Source organism: Burkholderia sp. SIMBA_062 (genome assembly GCF_046534765.1).
Taxonomy (GTDB): Bacteria; Pseudomonadota; Gammaproteobacteria; order Burkholderiales; family Burkholderiaceae; genus Burkholderia; species Burkholderia ambifaria.
Map to the genome: position 1 here is coordinate 203,857 of NZ_JAWRYD010000003.1, position 23,521 is coordinate 227,377.

General features: G+C 69.0%; 20 protein-coding genes. 4 read left to right on the top strand and 16 right to left on the bottom strand.

The window, feature by feature from the left end:
• Positions 1–40 precede the first annotated feature (40 nt).
• The gene (locus tag SB786_RS04280) at positions 41–1,252 is read right to left on the bottom strand and encodes an MFS transporter (protein ID WP_410726346.1); all 1,212 of its coding nucleotides are present in this window, start codon (positions 1,250–1,252) and stop codon (positions 41–43) included.
• A 70-nt stretch (positions 1,253–1,322) separates the two neighbouring features.
• Between SB786_RS04280 and SB786_RS04285 the strand changes: the two genes are divergently transcribed.
• Positions 1,323–2,357: an AraC family transcriptional regulator gene (locus tag SB786_RS04285; RefSeq protein WP_006758260.1), complete on the top strand. Its 1,035-nt coding sequence runs from the start codon at positions 1,323–1,325 to the stop codon at positions 2,355–2,357.
• 86 nt (positions 2,358–2,443) lie between these two features.
• Here SB786_RS04285 and SB786_RS04290 read toward each other — a convergent pair whose 3' ends face one another.
• From SB786_RS04290 to SB786_RS04300, 3 genes are all read right to left on the bottom strand, one after another.
• Complete coding sequence (locus SB786_RS04290) at positions 2,444–2,611, bottom strand: hypothetical protein (protein ID WP_006749649.1); 168 nt, start codon at positions 2,609–2,611, stop codon at positions 2,444–2,446.
• Positions 2,612–2,687: 76 nt separating this feature from the next.
• Positions 2,688–4,592 carry a DUF3857 domain-containing transglutaminase family protein gene (locus SB786_RS04295; protein WP_410726347.1) on the bottom strand — a complete coding sequence of 635 codons (1,905 nt, stop codon included), beginning with the start codon at positions 4,590–4,592 and terminating at the stop codon, positions 2,688–2,690.
• 25 nt (positions 4,593–4,617) lie between these two features.
• Complete coding sequence (locus tag SB786_RS04300) at positions 4,618–5,118, bottom strand: hypothetical protein (protein ID WP_410726348.1); 501 nt, start codon at positions 5,116–5,118, stop codon at positions 4,618–4,620.
• 29 nt (positions 5,119–5,147) lie between these two features.
• On the opposite strand from SB786_RS04300, the gene SB786_RS04305 reads away from it, so the two are divergent.
• Positions 5,148–5,306 (top strand): hypothetical protein, encoded by a 159-nt coding sequence (locus SB786_RS04305; RefSeq protein WP_006758257.1) that lies wholly within the window; start codon positions 5,148–5,150, stop codon positions 5,304–5,306.
• Between the two features lie 112 nt (positions 5,307–5,418).
• Here the strand turns inward: SB786_RS04305 and SB786_RS04310 are convergent, their stop codons facing one another.
• Positions 5,419–5,739: a DUF1840 domain-containing protein gene (locus SB786_RS04310; RefSeq protein WP_410726458.1), complete on the bottom strand. Its 321-nt coding sequence runs from the start codon at positions 5,737–5,739 to the stop codon at positions 5,419–5,421.
• 248 nt (positions 5,740–5,987) lie between these two features.
• Positions 5,988–6,158, bottom strand: a complete 171-nt coding sequence (locus SB786_RS04315; protein ID WP_410726349.1) for a hypothetical protein — start codon at positions 6,156–6,158, stop codon at positions 5,988–5,990.
• Between the two features lie 453 nt (positions 6,159–6,611).
• Here SB786_RS04315 and SB786_RS04320 point away from each other — a divergent pair, with 453 nt between their 5' ends.
• A complete protein-coding gene (locus tag SB786_RS04320; RefSeq protein WP_410726350.1) occupies positions 6,612–7,475 on the top strand; it encodes a crotonase/enoyl-CoA hydratase family protein in 864 nt (287 codons plus the stop codon).
• 56 nt (positions 7,476–7,531) lie between these two features.
• On the opposite strand, the gene pdeR is transcribed toward SB786_RS04320, so the two are convergent.
• The 4 genes from pdeR to SB786_RS04340 form a co-directional block, all read right to left on the bottom strand.
• Complete coding sequence (gene pdeR / locus SB786_RS04325) at positions 7,532–9,535, bottom strand: cyclic di-GMP phosphodiesterase (RefSeq protein WP_410726351.1); 2,004 nt, start codon at positions 9,533–9,535, stop codon at positions 7,532–7,534.
• Positions 9,536–10,204: 669 nt separating this feature from the next.
• Positions 10,205–13,843 carry a hydantoinase B/oxoprolinase family protein gene (locus SB786_RS04330; protein ID WP_410726352.1) on the bottom strand — a complete coding sequence of 1,213 codons (3,639 nt, stop codon included), beginning with the start codon at positions 13,841–13,843 and terminating at the stop codon, positions 10,205–10,207.
• Between the two features lie 118 nt (positions 13,844–13,961).
• Entirely contained in the window at positions 13,962–15,266 is a 1,305-nt protein-coding gene (locus tag SB786_RS04335; RefSeq protein ID WP_410726353.1) for an MFS transporter, read from the bottom strand.
• A gap of 333 nt (positions 15,267–15,599) precedes the next feature.
• A complete protein-coding gene (locus tag SB786_RS04340; RefSeq protein ID WP_410726354.1) occupies positions 15,600–16,373 on the bottom strand; it encodes a putative hydro-lyase in 774 nt (257 codons plus the stop codon).
• Positions 16,374–16,578: 205 nt separating this feature from the next.
• Here SB786_RS04340 and SB786_RS04345 point away from each other — a divergent pair, with 205 nt between their 5' ends.
• On the top strand, positions 16,579–17,511 hold the full coding sequence (locus tag SB786_RS04345; protein WP_410726355.1) for a LysR family transcriptional regulator: 933 nt from the start codon (positions 16,579–16,581) through the stop codon (positions 17,509–17,511).
• A 62-nt stretch (positions 17,512–17,573) separates the two neighbouring features.
• On the opposite strand, the gene SB786_RS04350 is transcribed toward SB786_RS04345, so the two are convergent.
• The 6 genes from SB786_RS04350 to SB786_RS04375 form a co-directional block, all read right to left on the bottom strand.
• The gene (locus SB786_RS04350; RefSeq protein ID WP_410726356.1) at positions 17,574–17,900 is read right to left on the bottom strand and encodes an antibiotic biosynthesis monooxygenase family protein; all 327 of its coding nucleotides are present in this window, start codon (positions 17,898–17,900) and stop codon (positions 17,574–17,576) included.
• Positions 17,901–17,965: 65 nt separating this feature from the next.
• The gene (locus SB786_RS04355) at positions 17,966–18,952 is read right to left on the bottom strand and encodes a YkgJ family cysteine cluster protein (protein ID WP_410726357.1); all 987 of its coding nucleotides are present in this window, start codon (positions 18,950–18,952) and stop codon (positions 17,966–17,968) included.
• Positions 18,946–19,755 carry a MetQ/NlpA family lipoprotein gene (locus SB786_RS04360; RefSeq protein WP_410726358.1) on the bottom strand — a complete coding sequence of 270 codons (810 nt, stop codon included), beginning with the start codon at positions 19,753–19,755 and terminating at the stop codon, positions 18,946–18,948. The genes SB786_RS04355 and SB786_RS04360 overlap by 7 nt, the downstream gene beginning before the upstream one ends.
• Positions 19,752–20,801 carry a formylglycine-generating enzyme family protein gene (locus SB786_RS04365; protein ID WP_410726359.1) on the bottom strand — a complete coding sequence of 350 codons (1,050 nt, stop codon included), beginning with the start codon at positions 20,799–20,801 and terminating at the stop codon, positions 19,752–19,754. The genes SB786_RS04360 and SB786_RS04365 overlap by 4 nt, the downstream gene beginning before the upstream one ends.
• Positions 20,802–20,811: 10 nt before the next feature.
• Positions 20,812–22,761, bottom strand: a complete 1,950-nt coding sequence (locus SB786_RS04370) for an arylsulfatase (protein WP_410726360.1) — start codon at positions 22,759–22,761, stop codon at positions 20,812–20,814.
• Between the two features lie 434 nt (positions 22,762–23,195).
• Positions 23,196–23,507, bottom strand: a complete 312-nt coding sequence (locus SB786_RS04375) for a hypothetical protein (RefSeq protein WP_334042733.1) — start codon at positions 23,505–23,507, stop codon at positions 23,196–23,198.
• Between the last annotated feature and the right edge of the window lie 14 nt (positions 23,508–23,521).

The following is a 23,521-nucleotide window of genomic DNA, read 5'->3' on the forward strand; positions in this document are numbered from 1 at the left end:
CGATCGCGCACACTGGGGCCTTCTGGCCCGCTGCGATCCGTCACTCGGCCAGCGCCGGCGAGACGCCAACCCGCTTCGGCACGCCGGTCACGATCGTCGCGACCGCGACGGCCAGCACCGCGGCCGCGCCGAGGAACACGCCGCCCGCGCCGTTCGCGTCGAACACGACGCCGCCGGCCGCCGCGCCCGTCGCGATCGCAAGCTGGATCGCCGCGACGATCAACCCGCCCGCGCTCTCGGCTTCATCGGGCACGGTGCGCGTGACCCACGTCGACCAGGCGACCGGCACGCCGCCAAACGCCATCCCCCACAACGCGACGAGCACCGCGTCGATGATCGGCGCCCGGCCGAGCGCGACGAGCGCGATGCCGAGCACGACCATCAGCGCCGGCATCCCGATCAGCATCGGCCGCAGCCGGTGTTCGAGCACGCGGCCCGCGAGCGACGTGCCGACGAAGTTCGCGATCCCGTAGCCGAGCAGGATCGCCGACAGCCCGTTCACGCCAACGCCGGCGACCTGTTCGAGGAACGGCCGCAGATACGTGAAGAACGCGAAATGCCCGGTGAACACGAGGATCGTCGCGAACATCCCGAGGCCGACGGTCGGCCGGCGCAGCACGTCGACGAGCGTGCGCAGCCGCGTCGTGCCGCTCGGCGGCATCGACGGCAGCGTCATCACCTGCGACACGAACGCGACGCCGCCGAGCCCGGCCGCGATCAGGAACACGTTGCGCCAGCCGATCAGGTGTCCAAAGTAGCTGCCCATCGGCGCCGACGCGATCGTCGCGACCGCCACGCCGCTGAAGATGATCGACAGCGCGCGCGGCACCATCGCGGTCGGCACGAGCCGCATCGCGGTGGCCGTCGCCATCGTCCAGAAGCCGCCCAGCGCGACGCCGAGCACGACGCGGCCGATCAGCAGCGTCGTCAGGTTGGGCGCGAACGCGACCGCGAGATTCGATGCGACGAGCAGCACGGAGAACACGAGCAGCACGCGCCGGCGGTCGATCGTGCGCGTCAGCGCGGAGATCAGCAAGCTCGTGACGAGCGCGACGGTCGCGGTGGCCGTGACGGCCTGGCCGGCCACGCCTTCGGTCACGCCGAGGCTGTCGGCCATCGGCGTGAGCAGGCTCGCGGGCAGGAATTCAGCGGTGACGAGGCCGAACACGCCGAGCGTCATCGCGAAGACGGCGCCCCAGGCCGGGGCGCGGGGAGCCGCCGGGGCGGCGGCAGAAGAGATTCCGGGATTCATGCGTCGTTCCGAGTGGTATAGGGAAAGTACTGATGACGGCCTATCGTAGGGAACCACGGCAGGACGGTCTATGACATACAATCCGTTCTTGTTGATCGATCGTCCGAATCTCAAAATGGCCGAGCCCTTGCTTCCCCCCGTGCCCGACGTGCACGACCTCGTCAGCGAGTTGCTGCTGGGCATGCGCCTGAGCGGCGTGCAGTACCGCCGGATCCAGGTGCCGCGGCCGTTCGGGCTGAGCTTCGGCCATGCGCCGGGCCGCGCGCAGTTCCATTTCGTCGGGCGCGGGCCCGTGCTGCTGCGCGACGCGGCCGGCACGACGGTGCGGCTCGAGGCCGGCGACGCGATCCTGCTGCCGCATGGCCGCACGCATGCGCTGGTGTCCGATCCGGATGCGCCGTGCCGCGAGATCGGCGGGTTCGAGGTCGCGAAGATCTGCGACACGGTCGCGTCGGTGGCCGCGACGTCGTGCGCCGCGGCGGAGCCGGCCGCCGGCGACGCGCTGATCTTCAGCGCGTGCATGGAACTCGATCTCGGCGGCATGCAGCCGCTCGTCGGGACGATGCCGGAGTTCATGCACGTCGGCACGCTGCTCGCGCGCTACCCGGAAATCCGCCCGATGCTCGACGCGATGGAGCGCGAATCGTGCTCCGAACGCGCGGGCTTCGCGGGCATCCTCGCGCGGCTCGCCGACGTGGTCGCCGCGTTCATCGTGCGCGGCTGGGTCGAGTGCGGATGCGGCGACGCGACGGGCTGGGTGCAGGCACTGCGCGAACCGAAGCTCGGCCGCGCGATCGTCGCGCTGCATCGCGATCCGGGGCGCAACTGGAGCGTGTCGGAACTGGCCGCCGAAGCGGGCGTGTCACGCTCGGTGTTCGCGGAGCGCTTTCTCGCGGCCACCGGGATGACGCCCGTGCGCTACCTGACCGAGCTGCGGATGCGGCTCGCCGCGCAATGGATCGCACGCGACCGCGAGACGATCGAGGCCGTGGCGTACCGGCTCGGCTACGGGTCGCTCGCCGCGTTCAGCCGGGCGTTCAAGCGCGTGGTCGGGCGGCCGCCGGGCGCGGTGCGCGCGGAAGGCGACACACACGCCGACGTGTAACGCGTCACGCGCAACGCGGCCCCGGGCGAACGCCTGTCGGGTCGCCCCGGCTTCGCTCGCTCCGTCTTCGCGTGCGTCGACTTCGCTCAGCCGCTGCGCGCCTCGAGCCGATCGACCAGCGCCGTCGCGCATCGCACGGCCAGCGCCGCGCACTGTTGCGCATCCACCGGCGCGCCGCTCATCATCGCGCCCTGCACGATCCGGCCCAGCAATTCCTTCGACAGGTCGGCGATCTCGTCTTCCCGCTTCGTCATGTCCATCTCCCGCGCGTCGGCCGAATCCGGCCGCGCGTCCGATCGTGCCGAGCGCCGCGTGCGCCGCGCCCGGCGTTCAACGTTGCCTTGCCCGCACGACGATCTGCGCCTGCGTGTCGCGCTCGATGCGTTCGAGCGACGCGTGCAGCGCCGTATAGTCGTCGGGCGTGCAGACCTGCCGGCCGAACGTCGCCGTCATCCGGCGCGTGACCTGCACGACGTGCGCGGCCGCATCGAAGACGTAATGCGACGTGAAGTCGACGAAGCGGTCGTGCACGGCCGTATCGGTCGGCAGGTCGGTCACCGCGACGCCGGCCGGCAGCGCGATCTGGCCGGTCTCGTCGAACGTGCCGCCGAGACACACCCACGGCTGCGTGCGCACCGGTTCGGCCAGCCACCCCTCGACCTGCGTCGCGATGCCGCCCGTGACGCTCGACAGCGCGGGCACGGCGGTCGTGCCGTCCGGCCATACGACGTGATCGAGCGTGCCGTCGTACGTCACGTCGAACGGCCCGTCCGTCGCGCGGCGATCGCCGGTCGAGATCCGTGCACGGCCCCGCAAGCCGCTTTGCCGCAGCCGTTCGTTCGCGAGCTGCCGCACGCGCTCGGGCGGCGCGCGGCGAAACAGCATGCGTTCGAGCTCCGCGGTCCAGCCGTCGTCCTCGACGAGCGCGTGAAACCGCGCGGCGCCCGGTTGCGCCGCATCGATCTCCACGCGCGCGGTGCGGCGCTTCGGCTGCGTGGCCGGCGTGCGCGACAGCACGCCGGTGTCGACGAGCAGCGCCGGCCGGTCCATCACGATCGGCGGCAGGTAGCCGAACGCGATGCCGCTCGTCGTGGTGTCCGCGTAGAGGCCGAGGCCCGGCAGCCACGTGATCGCGTGATTGATCGCGCCGCCGCCGTAGCCGGGCACGGAGGGCAGCGTGTACACGGAGCCGAGGTTGATCAGCACCGGTTCGCTGCGGATGCCGACCGCCGCGAGCAACGCGCCGAACAGCGCGACGTGGTCCTTGCAGTCGCCGTAGCGGTTGCGCAGGATGTCCGTCACGCGATGCGGCGCGGCGGCCGTCTCGCCGAGAAAAATCGCGACGTAACGCACGTTTGCCTGCACCCAGTCGTACAGGCGGCGCGCCTTGTCGTGCGGATCGGCGACGTCGGCGGTGAGGGCGCGCGCCAGCTGCACGACGGCCGGATCGTTCACGCCAGCGTCGACGGCCGCGTTGCGGTAACGCGCGGCGAACGCCGCATAGTCGGGCAACGTCGACACCACGAGCCGGTCGCCGTAGGTCGGATAGCCGACCGAGCCGCTCTCGATCCGGTCGTACGGGCCGTGCCGGTATGCGAACTCGTAGCGCGTGCGGCCGTTCGCCGTGACCGGCGGCAGCGCGACGTAGCCGCGCGCGTCCGCCTGCAGCGGCATGTCCGCCGGCACGTCGAAGATCAGCCGCTGGTTCTCCACCGGCTCGCGCGACGGTTCGACGTAGTAGCCGAAGTAACCGGCGTTGACGGGCTTCGTGCGCGCCTTGCGGAACGCGATGCGCGTGCTCGACCCGGCTTCGACGCCGGGAAACACGACGGTGCGCAGCAGGCCGTCCTGGAAGGTCGGCGCGCCGGCCGAACGCGGCTCCTGGACGTCGCGGATGCCGTCCGGCCCGACCGGATGCGCGACGCCGCGGCGATCGATCGTCTCGGCCGCGACCAGCTCGACCTTCTCCAGGTTCTTGTCGAACCAGACGTAGCGCTGCGCGATCGCGTCGATCCCGTTCGCATCGTTCGCGCGCAGTGTCGAATCGTCTTCCTCTTCGAGCGAGCCGTCGCGCTGGATCACGAATACATGGACATCGCTGACGAGCGTGACGGGCGCTTCGTCGCCCGAATCGGCCAACGCCGGCCGCGCGAGCGCGGCAGCGGCGACGGCCACCGCCAACGCGGCGGCGCGGCCCGGCAGGCGGCCGGTCGATCGGAACGGAAAACGCACCACGTCGAAGCTCTCCGCGCGTTCGTGTTCATGTCGGGACGCGACGGCACGCATCCGCGCGCCGCGCCCCGTCGTTCAATTCAGTGTGGGTGACGTGCCCGCGAGCGTCAAGCCGTGGCGCGGCCGGGTGCGCCGCGACGCACGATGCGGGCGGGGAAGCGCCGCACGCGGGATGCAGGCGGGCGGTCGTAGTTTCACGATCCTTCGGCTGACGCCAGCGAAGGGAATCGGGATGGAGTCGCTGCTTTTCCTGACCTACCATCAAGATGAGATCCGCGCGAACGTGCGGGTCGATCCGGTGGCCGGCGAAGCCTTCACGCTCGGCGCGCTGTACCCGCCGCTCGCCATCGTGTGCCGGCGCGATGCCGGCGGCCGGAACGACACGCATCTGCTCGCCCGCAGGCACCACGGATTCCGCAACGACGCGGATGCGCGCCGGCTCGCGATTGCACTGGTCAAGCGCTTCATCGATACGAAGCTCGCCGGCCTTTTGATGCCCAAGCCGACGGCTGAGGTCGGCCCATGGCATCCCTCGCTCCCCAACCTGCCGGAGGCGACATGGAAAACGGTATCGTCGCGATCATCCTGCTGCTCGCGGTCCTCGTGTTCGCGGTGCTGTTCTTCGCGGAGCAGCGCAGCCGCGAGCGCATCCGAGACCGGCTCTTGCACCGGCCGTCGCGGCGGTCGGCGCGCTCGCATACGCATCACCATTCGTAAGCGGAAAGCGCCCCGCGCAAAAAAATCGGCCGACGGTATGACGTGTTGCGACGTCACGCCGTCGGCCTTGCAGCGGAGGTCCGGTTCCCAGGGCAGCCGGCGCATCGCGCGCCTACACATCCCACCTCACGTGACGGCCCTGTCCGTGGGCCGCACACATCATGTCCAGCAGCGGCCACGCGCGTTGCGCGAGCCCGCCCGCATGCGGCGACCGTTCGGTGCGCAGCGCCTGCGTTGAACGCTCGTGCGCGCTTTCCCGCGCAACGTCATCCCTGATCGCCTGCTCGAGCCGCGCGATCGCGCCCGGCAATTCGTCAGTGGAAATCACCCCGCGCACGTCGAGCCCCTTGCCGACGAGTCCCAGCAGGTACTCCGCCAGATCGCGCAACATCACGATGTCCTGTGCCGCGGATGATCGAAACGTAACCATCATCGTCGTTTTTCCCCTCGTCGTCGCGAGACCGTGTGGCGATAGCCGCCGCCGGTCGCGGCGAGGCCTGCGGCCGCCGTTCTCCTGAACCGGACGTTCGCCCGGCACGCTGCGCGTATCGCGCGGCCGGGTTCGTTTGCGGCGTAGAGGCCGGACGGCACGAAGGCCTGCTTTTATTTTATGTCGCGTTGTGATGCATTCAAGTTTCCGGCGCGGGAATGGCCGGATGTGTGTGTCGCGAAATCGACGCGTCAGTGGAAATCGCCAACGCACTTGCCGTGCGCCTGTTCGTTCGCGCAGGCCAGCGCGACGTTCAGCGTGGTGCCCGCGTGGTTCGAGTTCGTGATCGTGCATTCGACGTTGTCGCGCTGCAGGCGCGACTCCATCGTCTTGCGCAGATTCTTCGCGTCCGTGTCGGTCACGCACTGAGCCGGCATCGGGTCGGTGCGTTGCTGTAGCGCGTCATCCTCCAACGCTAGCCGACGCCCGCTCGCGGCACCCGTCCGCCCATTCCATGAGACGTGCGACGGCGCGGCGTCGCTTTCATCGCGTGAGCGACCGACACGCCACACGTCTCCCGGACGGCATGCGCGCGCCGGTTGTCGCCGCATCGTCACACTTCCGTGCGCCACCGCCTCCGCTCGCCCCACGTTCTTCCGCCGAGCGACCGCATCGATCCAGTCGTTCGCACGATTCGCACGGCTCACACCGAACGCGATACCCGTCCTCGTCCCCGTCGTGCGTTGTTCCCCGCATTTCGGCATTTGTGTGCGCGCAACAATGGCGGTGCCTCGCGGCCGGCGCCGTGCGGGGGCAGTTGTCCACGGCGCCGGCCGCGGCGGCTTCTGCAAAACCACATCTCACGAGGACATACCATGCAACTCCAATCTCATCCGGCGTGCCGTCCGTTTTACGAAGCAGGTGAACTCACGCAACTGACCGCGTTCTACGAAGAAGGCCGCAACGTCATGTGGATGATGCTGCGATCGGAGCCGCGGCCGTGTTTCAACCAGCAACTCGTCACCGACATCATCCATCTCGCGCGCGTCGCACGCGACTCCGGCCTGCCGTTCGACTTCTGGGTGACGGGTTCGCTCGTGCCCGAGCTGTTCAACGTCGGCGGCGACCTGAGCTTCTTCGTCGACGCGATCCGCAGCGGCCGTCGCGATCAGTTGATGGCCTATGCCCGCTCGTGCATCGACGGCGTGTACGAGATCTACACGGGCTTCGGCACCGGTGCGATCTCGATCGCGATGGTCGAGGGCAGCGCGCTGGGCGGCGGCTTCGAGGCCGCCCTCGCGCACCACTACATGCTTGCGCAGAAGGGCGCGAAGCTCGGCTTTCCCGAGATCGCGTTCAACCTGTTCCCGGGCATGGGCGGCTATTCGCTGGTGGCGCGCAAGGCGGACCGCGGGCTCGCGGAATCGCTGATCTCGTCCGGCGAGACGCATGCGGCCGAGTGGTACGAGGATCGCGGGCTGGTCGATCAGACGTTCGACGCGGGCGATGCGTATCTCGCGACGCGAACCTTCATCGACGTGACGAAGCCGAAGCTGAACGGCATCCGCGCGATGCTGCGCGCACGCGAACGCGTGTTCCAGATCACGCGTTCCGAGCTGATGGACATCACCGAGGAATGGGTTCACGCGGCGTTCACGATCGAGCCGAAGGATCTCGCGTACATGGAACGCCTGGTGATGTTGCAGAACCGGCGCGTGTCGAAGCTGCGCACGGTGTGACGTGACGGGAGCGCGCCGCCGCGTGGCGGGCGGCGCGCTCCGTCATGCGGGCAGGCTCAGGCGATCAGCCTGAGTTTTCTCGTTTCCGCGAGCCAGGCCTCGAACGCCTGGGCCGGCATCGGCCGCGCGAAGTAGAAACCCTGCGCGTGGTCGACGTCGACCTGCTTCAGGAATTCCGCCTCCGCGGGCGTCTCGACGCCTTCGGCGACGACCGCGAAACTCAGCGCCTTCGCGAGCGACACGACCGAGCGCACCAGCGCCTGCGAGCGCGGGTTGCGGTCGATGCTCGTGATGAAGCTGCGATCCAGCTTGATCGAATCGAGCGGCAGCCGCGACAGTTGCGACAGCGACGAATAGCCGGTGCCGAAATCGTCGAGGTGAATCTTCGCGCCGAGCTGGCGGAACTCCTTCATCAGCTCGTGCGCCGTTTCTTCGTCCTCGATGAAGCTGCTTTCTGTGAGCTCGATGTCGACGAGGCTCGGCTTCAACCCCGCGCTGGCGAGAATCGATGCGAACTGATGGACGATGTTCATGTCCTGCAGTTGCCGCGCGGACACGTTCACCGCGACCCGCACGCCGAGCCCCTTCGCCTTCCATGCGGCGGCCTGCGCTGCCGCGGTGCGCATCACCCAGCGCCCGAGCGGCGCGATCAGCCCCGATTCCTCCGCGAAGTGGATGAACTCGATCGGCGCGACGAGCCCGCGATCGGGCGACTGCCAGCGGATCAGCGCCTCGACGCTGCGCACGTCGCCGCTCGCGAGATCGACGACCGGCTGGTAGTGCAGCACGAACTGCTCTTCCTCGAGTGCCTTGCGCAGGTTCGTGTCGAGCCACATGTACTTCGCGACCTTCTGGTTCATCTCCAGCGAGAACACGCGGTACGTGTGCTTGCCTTCTTCCTTCGCGACGTACATCGCGGTGTCGGCGCTGCGGATCAGCGTTTCGAGCGAATCGCCGTGCTGCGGATACATCGCGATGCCGATCGAGCAGCTCGTGTAGACCTCCATCAGCCCGAGGTGGATCGGCGTGCGCAGCCGTTCGAGGATGATCTGCGAGGTCGCTTCGAGCAGCGGCCGCGTGCCGTGCTCGAACAGCACCAGGAATTCGTCGCCGCCGAGCCGCGCGAGCGTCGCACCGGACGGCAGGCAGCCGCTGATGATCGTGGACACGTCCTGCAGCAGGCGGTCGCCGGTGATGTGCCCGTAGTGATCGTTGACGCGCTTGAAGTTGTCGAGATCGAGGAACAGGATGCCGACCTGGCCGCGCATGTCGGCGCGGTCCGCGGCCAGCGCCGCGCCGATGCGCTCGCTGATCGCGTGGCGGTTCGGCAAGCCGGTCAGCATGTCGGTGTTCGCGAGTTCGGTGAGCCGCTGCTGCGCGTTGCGCTCCTCGGTGACGTCGATGCCCGAGCAGATCAGGTACTGCTCGTCGGCGCCGCTGCCGCTCTGCACGAACTTGTTGCGGAACTGGAACAGGCGCGGCCCGTTGACCGTGTTGATGTAGCGCTCGACCGCGAACGAACGGTTGCTCGCGAAAAAGCCGGTGATGTTGCTGCGCGACTGCGCGCCCTGCTCGGGGCTCATGAACAGCTCGAACGCGCTGCGGCCGATCACGTCGACCTCGCGCTTGCCCGTCACTTCCTCGCACAGGCGATTGAAGCGCTGCACCATGCCGTTGCGGTCGAGGATCACGACGAGCGAATTCACTTCGGACACGACCTGCTCGGCGAACGCGAGCCCGTGCGAGAGGTCGCTCGCAACCGACGCGGTATCGGAATAGGCGGAGGCCGTGCCGGCCCAGTTCGACGTATCGACCTTCCTGCCGACCAGGTGGAGGCTGACCGTGTCGCCGAACAGCGCAAGGTCGAGCACGAGGTGCGACGTGACGCCGGTGAGCGCGCGGATCCGCGCGGCCTGCTCGCCGGTCAGCGCCACCGCGACGTTGGTCAAGCCGCGAACGGCGGCCAGCTCGAGCGCATTGCTGTCGCTGCCGAGACGCCAGCAGGGGCTGCGCGTACCGACGTGCGCTTCAAGCACCGCGCTATCGTTTTCGTCATCCATGGACACGCCCCGATCCAGAAAAAACGCACAGTGTAGACGGAGGCGAGCTGGCCGCCCCCGAGCCGCGGACGCGCGGCGCGCGCACCCGGCGGGGCAGTCGTGATGGCCGTGACAGCGGCCCTCGTTCCGTATTTGTTTCCAACCAATGCGACCCGGCGGTTGCGCATGTCGCGCGCAGGTTTTCCAAACGAATGTGTAAGCCATCTTATCAAATGACGATCAAGAATGGCACTCACATTTAGGAGAGGGTGTCAAGGAATCGGGACTCGATTGGCACAGCGGCTTTTTCGTGATTGGCAGGCGGTGCGCGGGCCGGCGCAGAACCCGGAAGCGAGCCGCCCGGATCGGCGGAGCGCCCTGCCGGACGGGCGTTTGCGGGGAATCCCGGTCGCCCCGTGCTGCTCGGCCCTGACGCGTCCCGCAGGGGTCGGATCGCATCGAGACGAGCGTGGAATCGGGGAATTTCCATTTCCGTTTACGCTGGAATGCGCGTCTTTATTCCCCTACGTGGGGCAATATCGCGCCGCTCGATGCAAGTGAATATATCGTCGGCGCGCACCGGTATTGTGCCGTCCTGACTGGAACCGGTACGACCGCCCCGCCGCCACGCGCGAAAACCATCCGGCGGTACGCCGCCTGATCGCTTCCGCTCGCGTTGCGGGGCGCCGTTCAGCCCGCCGCGCCGTAACCGCCGCCGCCCGGCGTTTCGACGACGAACACGTCGCCCGGCGCCATCTGCGCGCGGCCGATATGCGCGAGCGTCTCGACCGTGCCGTCGGCCCGCTCGATCGTGTTGCGGCCGAGCGCGCCGGCCTCGCCGCCCGCCGCGCCGAACGGTGCATGGACCCGGTTGTTCGACAGGATCGATGCGGTCATCGGCTCGAGAAAGCGGATCCGCCGCACCGCGCCGTCGCCGCCGCGCCAGCGCCCGCCGCCGCCGGAGCCCGCGCGCAGCCGGTGCGAGTCCAGCCGCACCGGGTAGCGCCATTCGAGCACTTCCGGGTCGGTCAGGCGCGAGTTCGTCATGTGCGTCTGCACCGCGCCGACGCCCGCGAAGCCGTCACCCGCGCCGCTGCCGCCCGCGATCGTCTCGTAGTACTGGTATTGATCGTTACCGAATGTGAAGTTATTCATCGTCCCCTGGCTGGACGCGACGCAGCCGAGCGCGCCGTACAGCGCGTTGGTGACCGCCGACGACGTCTCGACGTTGCCCGACACGACCGCCGCCGGATACTCGGGGTTCAGCATCGAGCGCGCCGGCACGATCACCGTCAGCGGCTTCAGGCAGCCGGCGTTCAACGGGATGTCGTCGCCGACCAGCGTACGGAACACGTACAGCACGGCGGCCATGCAGACGGCCTTCGGCGCGTTGAAGTTGTTGTCGAGCTGCGCGGAGGTACCGGTGAAATCGATCTCGGCGCGCCGCGCCGCGCGGTCGACGCGGATCGCGACGCGAATCTGAGCGCCGTTGTCCAGCGGATAGCGATAAGCGCCGTCCTGCAGCGCGCCGATCACGCGCCGCACCGCTTCTTCCGCGTTGTCCTGCACGTGGCCCATGAACGCGAGCACGACGTCGCGGCCGAACTGGGCGACCATCCGGCGCAGCTCGTCGACGCCCTTCTGGTTCGCGGCGACCTGCGCGCGCAGGTCGGCCATGTTCTGCTCGACGTTGCGCGCCGGGTAGCGGCCCGACGCGAGCAGCGCGCGCGTGTCCGCATCGCGCAGCACGCCGGCCGACACGAGCTGCCAGTTGTCGATCAGCACGCCCTCTTCGTCGATGTGCGTCGAATCGGGCGGCATCGAGCCCGGCGTCGTGCCGCCGATGTCCGCGTGATGGCCGCGCGAGCCGACGTAGAACAGCGGCGTGTCGGAGCCGTCCGCGAACACCGGCGTGATGACGGTGACGTCGGGCAAGTGCGTGCCGCCGTGATACGGGTCGTTCAGCATGAACACGTCGCCGTCGCGCATGCGGCCGCGGTTGCGCTCGATCACCGTGCGGATGCTCTCGCCCATCGACCCGAGGTGCACGGGCATGTGCGGCGCGTTCGCGATCAGGTTGCCGTCGCCGTCGAAGATCGCGCACGAGAAGTCGAGCCGCTCCTTGATGTTCACCGAGTACGCGGTGTTCTGCAGCCGCAGCCCCATCTGCTCGGCGATCGACATGAACAGGTTGTTGAAGATCTCGAGCCGCACCGGATCGGCGTCGGTGCCGAGCGAGCGGCGCGTCGGCAGCGGCGTCGTGCGCGTCAGCACGAGGTTGCCCTGCGCGGTCATCCGCGCGCGCCAGCCGGGTTCGACGACGGTCGTGCCGTTCCGCTCCGCGACGATCGCCGGGCCGTCGATCGTGTCGCCGGCGAGCAGCGTATCGCGCACGTACAGCGCCGCGTCGTGCCATTGGCCGCCGGAATGGAACCGTACGCCGCTGTGGGCCTGCGGCGCCGCGCCGTCGTCGCGCGGCGCGAGCGGTGCGATCTCGACGGGCGCATCGGAGCGGCCGATCGCCTCGACCGAGGCCAGTTCGGCGACCAGCGGCGTGCCGGGCATCAGGAACGCGTAACGCTGCCGGTACGCGGCTTCGAACGCCTGCTGCATCGCGGCGACGCTGCCAGCCGGCACGTCGAGCGCGGAATCGGTGCCCTGGTAGCGCAGATGCACGCGCCGCTCGGTCGCGATGCGCTCCGGCGGCACGCCCTGTTCGAGCAGCGCGCCGACCGCGTCGTCGGTCAGCCGGTCGAGCGTCGCGTTCAGCGCCGGCAGCGACGCGTCCGACAGCACGGCCTCCACCGCGCGCTCGCGCATCGCCGTCTGGTCGGCGAGGCCCATCCCGTAGGCGGACAGCACGCCCGCGAGCGGATGCGCGAACACCTGCGTCATCCCGAGCGCGTCGGCCACGCCGCACGCGTGCTGACCGCCCGCGCCGCCGAAGGTCGTCAGCACGTAGCGCGACACGTCGTGGCCGCGCTGCACCGAGATCTTCTTGATCGCGTTCGCCATGCTGCCGATCGCGATCTCCAGGAATCCTTCGGCCAGCGCCTCGGGCGTCTCGCGCCGGCCGGTCGCGGCGTGGATCTCGTCGGCGAGCGCCGCGAATTTCGCGGCGACGCCGTCGCGGTCGAGCGGTTCGTCCGCGTGCGGGCCGAACACGCGCGGGAAATGATCGGGCTGGATCTTGCCGAGCATCACGTTGCAGTCGGTCACGGTCAGCGGGCCGCCGCGCCGGTACGCGGCCGGCCCCGGGTTCGCGCCGGCCGATTCGGGCCCGACGCGCAGCCGCGCGCCGTCGAAGCCGAGCACCGAGCCGCCGCCGGCCGCGACCGTGTGGATGCTCATCATCGGCGCGCGCATCCGCACGCCGGCCACCTGCGTTTCGAACACGCGCTCGAATTCGCCGTTGTAGTGCGACACGTCAGTCGACGTGCCGCCCATGTCGAAGCCGATCACGCGGTCGAAGCCGGCCGCGCGCGCAGCGCGCACCATCCCGACGATGCCGCCGGCCGGCCCGGACAGGATCGCGTCCTTGCCCTGGAACGCATCGGCGCGCGTGAGGCCGCCGCTGCTCTGCATGAACTGCAGGTTCACGCCGGGCATCTCGTGCGCGACCTGCTCGACGTAGCGGCGCAGGATCGGCGACAGGTACGCGTCGACCACGGTCGTGTCGCCGCGCGACACCATCTTCATCAGCGGCGACACCTCGTGAGACACGGACACCTGCGTGAAGCCGATCCGGCGCGCAAGTTCGGCCAGCGCGCGCTCGTGCGCGGTGTAGCGATAGCCGTGGATCAGCACGATGGCCAGCGCCTGCACGCCCGAGTCGAACACGCGGCGCAGCGCCGCTTCCGCGCGTTGCGCGTCGAGCGGCACGACGACGTCGCCGTGCGCGCCGATCCGTTCGTCGACCTCGACGACGGTCTCGTACAGCGCATCGGGCAGCACGATGTCGAGATCGAACAGGCGCGGCCGGTTCTGGTAGGCGATGCGCAGCACGTCGCGAAAGCCGCGCGTCGTCGCGAGCGCGGTGCGTTCGCCCTTGCGTTCGAGCAGCGCGTTGGTCGCGACCGTCGTACCCATCTTCACCATGTCGACGCGTTCGGGCGTGATCGGCTCGCCGTCGGCCAGGCCGAGCAGGTGGCGGATGCCGGCCACGGCCGCATCGCGATACTGCTCGGGATTCTCCGACAGCAGCTTGTGCGTGACGAGCGAGCCGTCAGGCCGGCGCGCGACGATGTCGGTGAAAGTGCCGCCGCGGTCGATCCAGAATTGCCAGCGCGCGGCGTCGGAGGAAACGGGGAAAGTGTGTCGGTCAGTCATGGCGATGAACTCGATGCGTCGTTGAAGCGAAGGACGAGCGCCGTCGCACGGCGCGCGTCGCGCGCCGCGTGAGGGCTTCGATCAAGGGAAAGAGGTAAGGCGGCGGGCCGGCGCCCGCTTATGCGGCGTCGAGTTCGCGGCCGCGGGTTTCGGGCAGCGTCAGCGCGGCGACGATCATCACGCCGTACGCGGCGACCGCGAAGATCCCGATGCTCGCGCCGAGCCCGTAGTGCTTCGACAGCGCGCCGATCAGGAACGGGAACAGCGCGCCGACCGCACGGCCCACGTTGTAGCAGAAGCCCTGCCCCGAGCCGCGCACCCGCGTCGGGAACAGCTCGGTGAGGAACGCGCCCATCCCGGAGAAGATGCCCGACGCGAAGAACCCGAGCGGGAAGCCGAGCCACAGCATCGACGCGTTCGTGAGGTTCAGCACCGGCGACGTGTAGGCGAACGCGATCACCATCGAGCCGAGCGCGAACAGGATGAAGTTCGGCTTGCGGCCCAGGCGGTCGGTCAGGTAGGCGCTCGTCAGGTAGCCGACCCACGAGCCGATGATGATCGTCGCGAGATAGCCGCCCGTGCCCATCACGGTCAGGTGCCGCTCCGTCTTCAGGAAGGTCGGCAGCCAGGTCGTGATCGCGTAGTAGCCGCCCTGTGCGCCGGTCGTCAGCAGCGCGGCGCGCAGCGTCGTCGACAGCAGCTGCGGCGCGAAGATTTCCGTGAGGCGCGGTGTGCCGGCCACCTGCGCCTGCGCGGCCTTCTCCTTCTCGTAGACGTCCGGTTCCTTCACATAGCGGCGGATCACGACCACCAGCAGCGCCGGCGCGAGACCGATGAGGAACAGCGCGCGCCAGGCCTGTTCGGCCGGCAGCACCGAGAACAGCAGCGCATACAGCAGCGCCGACAGCCCCCAGCCGATCGCCCAGCCCGACTGCACGAGGCCGACCGCCTTGCCGCGATCGCGCGCGCGGATCACCTCGCCGATCAGCACCGCGCCGGCCGTCCATTCGCCGCCGAAGCCGAAGCCCATCAGCGCGCGCGCCGCGAGCAGCTGGTGGTAGTTCTGTGCGAGTCCGCACAATGCGGTGAACACCGCGAACCACAGCACGGTCAGCTGCAGCGTGCGCACGCGGCCGATCCGGTCGGACAGGATGCCGGCGAGCCAGCCGCCGAGCGCCGACGCGAGCAGCGTCATCGTGCCGATGAAGCCGGCGTCCGCGAGCGAGATGCCCCAGGTCGCGACGAGCGTCGGGATCACGAACGACAGCATCTGCGTATCCATCCCGTCGAGCATGTAGCCGACCTTGCAGCTCCAGAACGCGCGGCGCTCGCGCGGTTGCGCGTCCGCATACCATCCGAACAGGCCGTTGCGTGCGGGGCCCGCGGGGTCGGCGGGGGGCGCCGCGAGGATCTTGCTTTCCATGGTGAGGCTCCTGTCGAAATGTGCGGTCAATGCTGTGCTGGTGGTGCGTGTCGTGCGTGTCGTGCGTGTCGTGCGTGTCGTGCGTGTCGTGCGGTTCGTGCGGTTCGTGCGGTTCGTGCGGTTCGTGCGGTTCGTGCGGTTCGTGCGGTTCGTGCGGTGCGTGTCGTGCGTGTGGTGCGTGTGGTGCGTGTGGTGCGTGTGGTGCGTGTGGTGCGTGGTGCTAGTCGGGCCGCGGCTGCGCGCCCCCGCCGGCCGGGCGGCTCGGCTTCGGTCGCGGCATGCCGCCGCGTCGGGTCGGACCCGCGGCCGTACGGGCCGCGCGCGCCGGCCGGGTCAGAACACGGCCAGCGACGCGTTTGTGATGTCCGTCATCAGCATGTAGCCGGGCGTATGCGCGATCGCGAGCGGCAGCTTCGCTTCCATCAGCGCGGTTTGCGGCGTCACGCCGCACGCCCAGAACACCGGCAGCTCGCCGTCGCGCACCGTCACCGCGTCGCCGAAATCCGGCGTGCCGAGATCGGCGATGCCCAGTTCCCGCGGATGGCCGATATGGACCGGCGCACCGTGCACGCCCGGGAACCGGCTCGTGATCTGCACCGCGCGGATCGCGTCGGCGCCGCGCAGCGGCCGCATCGACACGACCAGTTGCCCGCCGAAGATCCCCGCGCGGCGGTTCGGGATCGACGTGCGGTACATCGGCACGTTGCGACCCTCTTCGATGTGGCGCAGCGCGATGCCTTCACGCGCCAGCATGTCCTCGAACGAGAACGAGCAGCCGATCGCGAACACGACGAAATCGTCGCGCCACAACGCCTCGAGCGATTCGACCCGCTCAGCCAGGCGACCGTCGCGGTATATGTTGTAGCTCGGCACGTCGGTGCGGATGTCGAGATCCTCGCCGAGCACGTCCAGCCGGAACGCGCCCGGCTCGCCGACGCCCAGCAGCGGGCACGCCTTCGGGTTCGCCTGACAGAAGCGCAGGAAATCGTGCGCGTACGCGTTCGGCAGGATCGCGAGATTCGCTTGCGCGAACGGGCCGCACTGGCCGGCGGTCGGCTGGCGGAACGCGCCGCTGCGTACGGACTGGCGGAATTCGGAAGGCGTCATGATGGTGGTCGGCGGATCGGGATGTCGTCGGGCTAACGCGGTTGCGTCAGCGGATACGGCGAAGAATAGAAAAGAAAAAATTTGGCCGCCAACGAGTTTTTTTGCGCCCGGTGTATAGAATTTCTTAACGCATCTCGGGGTTTTCCCCGGTCCCGTTCACTTTTTTTCACCGGCAAGCTGCGCGTCCACCATCCCGCCAACCAGCATGAACACGCGTTTTCTCGAAACCTTCGTCACGCTCGCGAAGCTGCGCAACTTCCGCACGACGGCCGCCGCGCTGCACGCGACGCCGGCCGCGATCTCACAGCGCCTGAAGGCGCTCGAGGATGAATTGCAGACCGTGCTCGTCGATCGCGACAGCCGCGAGTTCCGGCTCACGCCGAACGGCGAATATCTGCTCGGCTATGCGAAGGCCGTGGTCGAGGCGACGCAAGAGCTGCAGGCCGCCGCGGCCGGCGAAAGCGCGCTGCGCGGCAAGCTGCGGCTCGGCGTGATCGAGACGGTCGTGCACAGCTGGCTGCCGCACTACCTGCGCCGCCTCGCCGCCGACTATCCGCAACTGGAGGTCGACCTGACCGTCGACGTCAGCGTCGTGCTGCAGCGCCGGCTGATGGCCGGCGAGCTCGACCTGATCATTCGCGTGGAGGGCAGCGACGAGGCGTCGGTCGTGTGCGACGCGCTCGCGAACTATCCGGTGCGCTGGATCGCGCGCGCGGGGCTGGTGCCGGCCACGCGCACGGGCCTGGCGCGCCAGGTGCTGCGCCAGCCGATCCTGACCTACGGGCGCGGCACCGCGCCGCACCGCGCGCTCGAGGACATCGTGCGCACGCTCGCGCACGCGCATGGCGTGCCGCTGTCGGAGACGCGCATCACCGGCTCGCCGTCGATCTCGGTGATCGTGCAGCTCGTGCGCGACGGCTTCGGCGTCGCCGCGATTCCGGTGCTGTTCGTCGATGCGCTGATCGCGAGCGGCGAGGTCGTCGAGCTGCCGCTGCAGCCGTCGCCGCCGTCGATCGTCGTGTCGATGTCGCGTCGCGCCGACGCGCCGAAGTTCGTGCACGGCGCATCGATCGCGGCGCGCGCCGCGTGTCACGAGTACTGCGAAAAGAGCAACCGGTTGCTGGTCGAGGCGCTTTGACGCGGTGCGCGGATGCGCGGCGGTTCGCGCAGCACGCCCGACGCGCCGATTCGGCAATCAGCTCACGCGGGCTGCCCCGCATGCGGTTGCGCGAGCTTGCCGTCGCCGTACTCGCGCAGCACCTGCGCGATCACCACGCGATAACCGTCCAGCCAGCGCGCCTGCTTCGCCTTCGCTTCCCGATGCGCGGGGTGCTCGATCAGCTGCTGCAACGCCGCCTCGGATTCCCAGTAGTAGACGTTCTGGATCAGCCCGGCTTCCGCGTTCTCCCACGTTTCCTCGCCGAGATAGCCGGGTGTCGCGCGCGCGATGTCGGCAATCTGCCGGTCGAGCCGATGGAATTCGTCGTCGTATTGCCCGGCGCGGAAAATGAAGGTCGATGCGTACATGCGCGCTCCGTCGGAGACGATTGAAAGAGCGTCGAGTGTAAGGCACGCATCGCGTGCCGCTTTCGTCACGGGGTAAGCGCGACGGCGTCGTGCCGATCGTCGAGCCACGCGTCGATGCGTGATGCGTCCGTGCGGTCAGCCGCCGTGGCGGCCGGCACCGCGGCGAGTGAATGACGCGCCCGTCCGAGCGCCTGCGCGAAACCGCGCAATTCGCGCGTCGCCGGCCGGTCGTCGAGACGCCGGCGCGCGAGCGCCGCATCGACGCGGGCGTCGATCAACGCGCGTTGCGCATCGATGAAGTCGATGCATAGCGCGCGGCAATGCGCGGAGACCGCTGCGACAGCCAGCAGCACCGGCACGATCGACATCGTCAGGTAGCCGCCGGGCGAAAGCCGCGACAACGCATCGCGCACTTGCGGGCCGCCGTCGATCAGCGATGCGAACACAGCGTCGCGCCACACCGCGCGCTCGAACGCGAGCGCGTCGCGAAACGCGTCGAGCGCCGCGCGGTCCGCGACCTGCCCGTCCGTGACCAGCGGTATCGCCGACACGGCATCGACCGAAGCCGCGCCGTCGTGCGCACCGACGATGCAGTTCGCGCCGAGCCACGCCGTGTCCTCGCGCCGCCGCGCGAGCACGCGGGACTGCAACCGGTCCGGCAGCATCGGATCGAGCGGCACCGCGCCGCAGATCGACGGCTTGTCCGCATGCACGCTGCAGCGTCCGTCACCGGCCAGTGCCGGGCACCGCCCGAGCGACGGATAGTCGTAGCCTTGCAGCGTCAGTGCGATCCATTCATCGTCCGCGCCGCGCGCGCGATGGAACAGCGTGTTCGCGAGCGCATCGAACGCGGCGACGTCGTCGGCGTCGAGCGCATGCTCGCGCTCGCCCGTGCGCGATCGCTCACCGATGCGCCGCTTCGGCACGCGATGGATCGTCAGCGCGCCGACGAAGCGATGCCGATGCCGGAACAGTTCGCGCAACGACAATGTCGGCGCGCTGTTGCAGCAGCGGCCGCACGCATTGCACGCGAGGCGGTAGTCGTCTACCACGGCCGGCGCACCGAGTCCTGGTAGCGCGTCAGGATGAAATGCGCGACGCCGTCCGAGTGATACGCGGCGACGAGTTGCGCGACCCACGGCTTCGTGCGATCGGCATCGCGCACGGTCAACACGTTCGCATACGGCGAGCGCGCATCTTCGAGGTTGATGCTGTCGCGCGCCGGTTGCAGGCCCATGCGCGTGGCGTCGTCGCTGTCGATCGCGACGAACGCGGCCGAGTCGAGCGCCGCATGGAGCCGGTCGCGACGCAGCGCAACGAATTTCAGCGCGAGCCGGTTGCCGGTTACATCGCGCAGCGTCGCATGCAGGCCGGCCTTCGCGCGCAGCGTCACCAGCGTGTCGTTCTGCAGCAGCACGAGCGCGCGCGCCATCCCGCGCGGATCGGCCGGGATCGCAACCGTCGCGCCGGGCTGCAGTTCGTTCAGACTCCTCAGCTTGCGCGAATACAGCGCCATCGGCAGCGTGACGGTCGGTGCGACGGCGCTCAGCGCGTAGCCTTTCGCCGTGCGGGTGGCGGCGAGGCGCTGCGCGTCCTCGAAGCTCGCTGCGTCGATCTTGCCGTCCGCAAGCGCGGTATCGATGCGCGACGCGTCGTCGAATTCGACGACGTCGACACCGAGCCCTCGCGTGGCGGCCACGCGTTTCACCGCGTCGAGGATCTCCGCATGCACGCCGCGCGTCACGCCGACGCGCACCGTGCGCGCGATGGCTTCCGCGGCAACGACCGAACCCTGATGAACGAGGCCGCATGCAACGGCCAGCCACACGGCAATGCAATGCACGGCGCGTTTCACGATGGATCCCTCAGAATCGTACGGAATCCGATATGTGACGCGCCGAGATCGGCTTCCTGCTGTTCGCGCGACGACGCGCGATAACGCACGCAGTAATCGCGCGAGCACAGGAACGAGCCGCCCTTGATCACCATCGGCGTGTCGTGCCGGCGCGTCGGCGGCGCCACGGCCGCCGTGTCGCCGTTCGTGTGCGACTGATGCGGGCCCGTGTACGCGTCCTTCGTCCATTCCCACGCGTTGCCGATCATGTCGTACAGGTGAAAGCCGTTCGCCGCGTAGCAGCCGACCGGCGCCAGGCCCGCATGGCCGTCCTCGGCCGTATCGAGCACCGGGAATGCACCCTGCCAGTAATTCGCGGCCGGCTTACCCTGCGCGTCGCGCGGCGCCGCATCGAGCGACGCGTCGTCGCGACCGACCTTGCCCGCGTATTCCCATTCGGCTTCGGTCGGCAGGTCGCGGCCGAGCCAGTGCGCATACGCGAGCGCGTCGCGCTGCGTGACGAGCGTGACGGGCAGGTTGCCGAGCCCATCGACGCTGCTGCCAGGGCCGCGCGGCTGCCGCCACGACGCGCCTTTGACCCAGCTCCACCACGCAAGGTCACGTGCATTCAGCTCGTCGCGCGCCGGCACGTGAAACACCGCCGCGCCGCCCTGCTGCTCGGCCTCGGTCACATAACCGGTCGCCTTCACGAAGGCGGCGAACTGCGCGATCGTCACGTCGGTCTGGTCTATCCAGAAGCCGCCCACGCGCATCCTGCCGTCGCCGACCGGACGCTCGTCCGCATAACCGCGCGTGCTGCCGAACACGAATGCGCCGCCGCTCAGGTGCACCATCCCGGCCTTCGGATCGTCACGCCACGTCGCGGGCAGGCCCGAGTAGCGCTCGCACTGCCGCTCGGAGCCGAGCGGCGCGAGCGGGCGGCCGCGATTCGCATCGTCGAAGGCGCCGCCGGGCGACGCCGACGGGCTCGCATAGCCGGCCGCGAACGCAGCCGCGAACAGCGTGGCCGCGAGCGCCGCGCCGAGCGTCCAGAAGCGCAAGCGCATCGTGTCGTCCTCAGTAGTAGCCGCGCGGACGCAACGGCTCGACGCCGCCGACGTTGCTCATGTAGGTCTTCCACTGGTCGACCAGCGTGCCGATCACCGACGGGTTCTGCGCGGACACGTCGGTCGTCTCGCCGCGATCCGCCGCGAGGTCGTACAGCTGCCAGTGACCATCGAGCGGGCCGAGCGGCGGCTCGGTCCACAACGCCTTCCAGCGACCGTCGGCGCTGCGCAGGTACGCGCGGCCGTAGGCTTCGTCGCCGAACGGCGCCGTATGCACTTCCCCCGTCGCCGAGCCGGTCAGCACCGGCAGCAGCGACTGGCCCGTCACCGGATACACGTAGCGGTTGTTGTAGACGACCTTGCCCTTGTTCTGGTCGATGCCGGTCAGCGTGTTCACGAGCGGCGGCGCCGGCTGCGACGGCGGCGTGACGCCCGCGACCGCGAGGAACGTCGCCGTGTTGTCGGTCACGTGCGTGAACGCGCGCAGCGTCGGCAACTGCCGAGTCTGCCCGGCCAGGCGCACGATCGTCGGCGTCGACACGCCGCCTTCGCCCGAATAGCCCTTCGTGAGCCGGAACGGCGTCGCGCTCACTTCGGCCCAGCGCATCCCGTATTGCAGCCGCTGCGCGTTCTGCTTGCCGTTGTCAGTGCCGAGGGTCGAGTAGATCGGCTCCTGCCCGTTCGCGGTGTCGGTCGCCGTCGGGTCCGCGCCCGAGTCGATCGGCCAGCCTTCCGCGCCGTTGTCCGACTGGAACATGATGAACGTGTTGTCGTATTCGCCGATGTCCTTCAGGTGCTGGATCAGGAGTCCGATGTTGTAGTCGAGGTTCTCGACCATCCCTGCGTAGATCTCCATGTAGCGTGCCTGGGCACGGCGCTCGGCCGGGCTCAGGCTCGCCCACAGCTTGTCGACCTTGCCGGTGCCGTAGTCGGCGTAGCCGTCGGCGGCCGAATGCACGGCGCTGATGTACTTCGCGTTCGCGGTGCCGTTGTTCGCCGTTGCGGGCGACGCCGACGTCGTTTCTGGCAGGCCGTCGAACGGCCTGAAGTCGGCCGGAATCAGACCGAGCGCCTTCTGTCGTGCGATGCGTGCGTTGCGGATCGCGTCGTAGCCGGCGTCGTACACGCCCGCGTACTTGTGCAGCCACGGCTCCGGCACCTGCAGCGGCCAGTGCGGCGACGTGTAGGCCGCGTACGCGAAGAACGGCTTGCCGTCCTGCTTGCTCGAATCGATGTACGAGATCAGCTTCTGCGTATAGAAGTCCGTCGAGTAGAACACGGCCGGACTGCCGCCCGCGCCGCCCGGTTGTCCGGGTTGGCCCGGTTGCACGTAGCGGCCGTCTTCCGTGTAGTTCGACGAGCCGGCCGGCTCGTGCGCGAAGTGGTTCGTCGCGGCGCCACCGAGCAGCACGTAGCTGCGCTCGAAGCCCCATTGGTCCGGCGTCTGCCCGCTGCCCGTCGCGCTGCCGACGATCCCCGAGCCGATGTGCCACTTGCCCGCGATGTACGTGTGATAGCCGGCGTCCTTCAGCAGTTGCGCGAACGACAGCGCGCGATCGTTCAGGTAGCCCTCGTAGCCCGGCAGGCCGCGCCGCTCGTCGGTCGGCACGCCCATCGTGCCTTCGCCGACGAGGTGATGATCGGTGCCCGAAATCAGCATCGCGCGCGTGATCGCGCACACGGTGCCGGTGTGGTGGTTCGACAGGATGCGGCCCGACGCGACGAGCGCGTCGAGGTTCGGCGTGTTGATCTCGCCGCCGAATGCATGGATGTCGGAATAGCCGAGATCGTCGGCCATGATGTAGAGGATGTTCGGGCGCTTGGCCGCGGGCGTCGCATTGGCCTGCGGCGGCGGATCGCTGTCGACGCCGCCGCACGACGCGAGCGACAGCGCACCGGCGATCGCGGCGCAGACCACGCGGAAACGGAAGGCATGCAACGGCGCGGCGGATTTTTTCATCGTTGTGAACGCTCGATCTACGGGATCGGCGATCTTAGCGTCGCATCCGCGGCGCACAAAGTCGGATTCGTCACATGCTAACGGGGCAGGAGAATATGCGGCGCGGCCTGTGGTTTACGTCGCGCGCCGCGGTGGTTGCGCTGCGTCAGCTGCGTCAGCCGAGGCTGCCGCCGCCTGGGATCGAAGACGGTGTGGTGCGCGCTCGCGCGCGCGGCGCATGCATGACGCGGTCGATTGTGCGTCAGGCGGGGGAAACGCGTACGGTCGTCGTCGCCGGCGTTGCTCAACCATTGCGGCACGGCCATTCAACGCCGGGCTAGCGAAGGGAGTCGAACGATAGGACTCTCTATCAAACCGCGGGGCCCGACGGCAGGCGGTGATCGGCATCTTCGGCAGGATCGTCGTGGCAATCCTGCGGCTCATGCACTGAATCTTCAGTCCGCGTCCGGGCGCCGAACCGGGGACCAGTCGACAGACCCTGCCTCCGCGAATTTAAGCCGTTCGCGCAACTCAGGGTGCACGCCCGCCTGCATCAGCAGTGCCATACCGCCTAATCGCCGTGCGTCCTCATCGGTAATCGGGCACCCGTCGTTCGGCTCGGCATGCGGCGGAATCGTGATGGCGACGCCTGCATTCATTTCGCGATCAAGCACGGCCTGCACGTCCTTGCGAAACACAGTGCATAACGTAACCTGTTCGGTGTCCTCGTCGTAAAACACGATGGTTGCGCGTCTCGGTTTGCTCAAAGCACATTCCTCTA

What these genes read in the sequence shown, in the direction of transcription:
- SB786_RS04280 (WP_410726346.1), bottom strand. Translation starts at nt 1,252, where the DNA reads ATGAATCCCGGAATCTCTTCTGCCGCCGCCCCGGCGGCTCCCCGCGCC.
- SB786_RS04285 (WP_006758260.1), top strand. Translation starts at nt 1,323, where the DNA reads ATGACATACAATCCGTTCTTGTTGATCGATCGTCCGAATCTCAAAATG.
- SB786_RS04290 (WP_006749649.1), bottom strand. Translation starts at nt 2,611, where the DNA reads ATGACGAAGCGGGAAGACGAGATCGCCGACCTGTCGAAGGAATTGCTG.
- SB786_RS04300 (WP_410726348.1), bottom strand. Translation starts at nt 5,118, where the DNA reads ATGCCATGGGCCGACCTCAGCCGTCGGCTTGGGCATCAAAAGGCCGGC.
- SB786_RS04305 (WP_006758257.1), top strand. Translation starts at nt 5,148, where the DNA reads ATGGAAAACGGTATCGTCGCGATCATCCTGCTGCTCGCGGTCCTCGTG.
- SB786_RS04310 (WP_410726458.1), bottom strand. Translation starts at nt 5,739, where the DNA reads ATGATGGTTACGTTTCGATCATCCGCGGCACAGGACATCGTGATGTTG.
- SB786_RS04320 (WP_410726350.1), top strand. Translation starts at nt 6,612, where the DNA reads ATGCAACTCCAATCTCATCCGGCGTGCCGTCCGTTTTACGAAGCAGGT.
- pdeR (WP_410726351.1), bottom strand. Translation starts at nt 9,535, where the DNA reads ATGGATGACGAAAACGATAGCGCGGTGCTTGAAGCGCACGTCGGTACG.
- SB786_RS04330 (WP_410726352.1), bottom strand. Translation starts at nt 13,843, where the DNA reads ATGACTGACCGACACACTTTCCCCGTTTCCTCCGACGCCGCGCGCTGG.
- SB786_RS04335 (WP_410726353.1), bottom strand. Translation starts at nt 15,266, where the DNA reads ATGGAAAGCAAGATCCTCGCGGCGCCCCCCGCCGACCCCGCGGGCCCC.
- SB786_RS04340 (WP_410726354.1), bottom strand. Translation starts at nt 16,373, where the DNA reads ATGACGCCTTCCGAATTCCGCCAGTCCGTACGCAGCGGCGCGTTCCGC.
- SB786_RS04345 (WP_410726355.1), top strand. Translation starts at nt 16,579, where the DNA reads ATGAACACGCGTTTTCTCGAAACCTTCGTCACGCTCGCGAAGCTGCGC.
- SB786_RS04350 (WP_410726356.1), bottom strand. Translation starts at nt 17,900, where the DNA reads ATGTACGCATCGACCTTCATTTTCCGCGCCGGGCAATACGACGACGAA.
- SB786_RS04365 (WP_410726359.1), bottom strand. Translation starts at nt 20,801, where the DNA reads ATGCGCTTGCGCTTCTGGACGCTCGGCGCGGCGCTCGCGGCCACGCTG.
- SB786_RS04370 (WP_410726360.1), bottom strand. Translation starts at nt 22,761, where the DNA reads ATGAAAAAATCCGCCGCGCCGTTGCATGCCTTCCGTTTCCGCGTGGTC.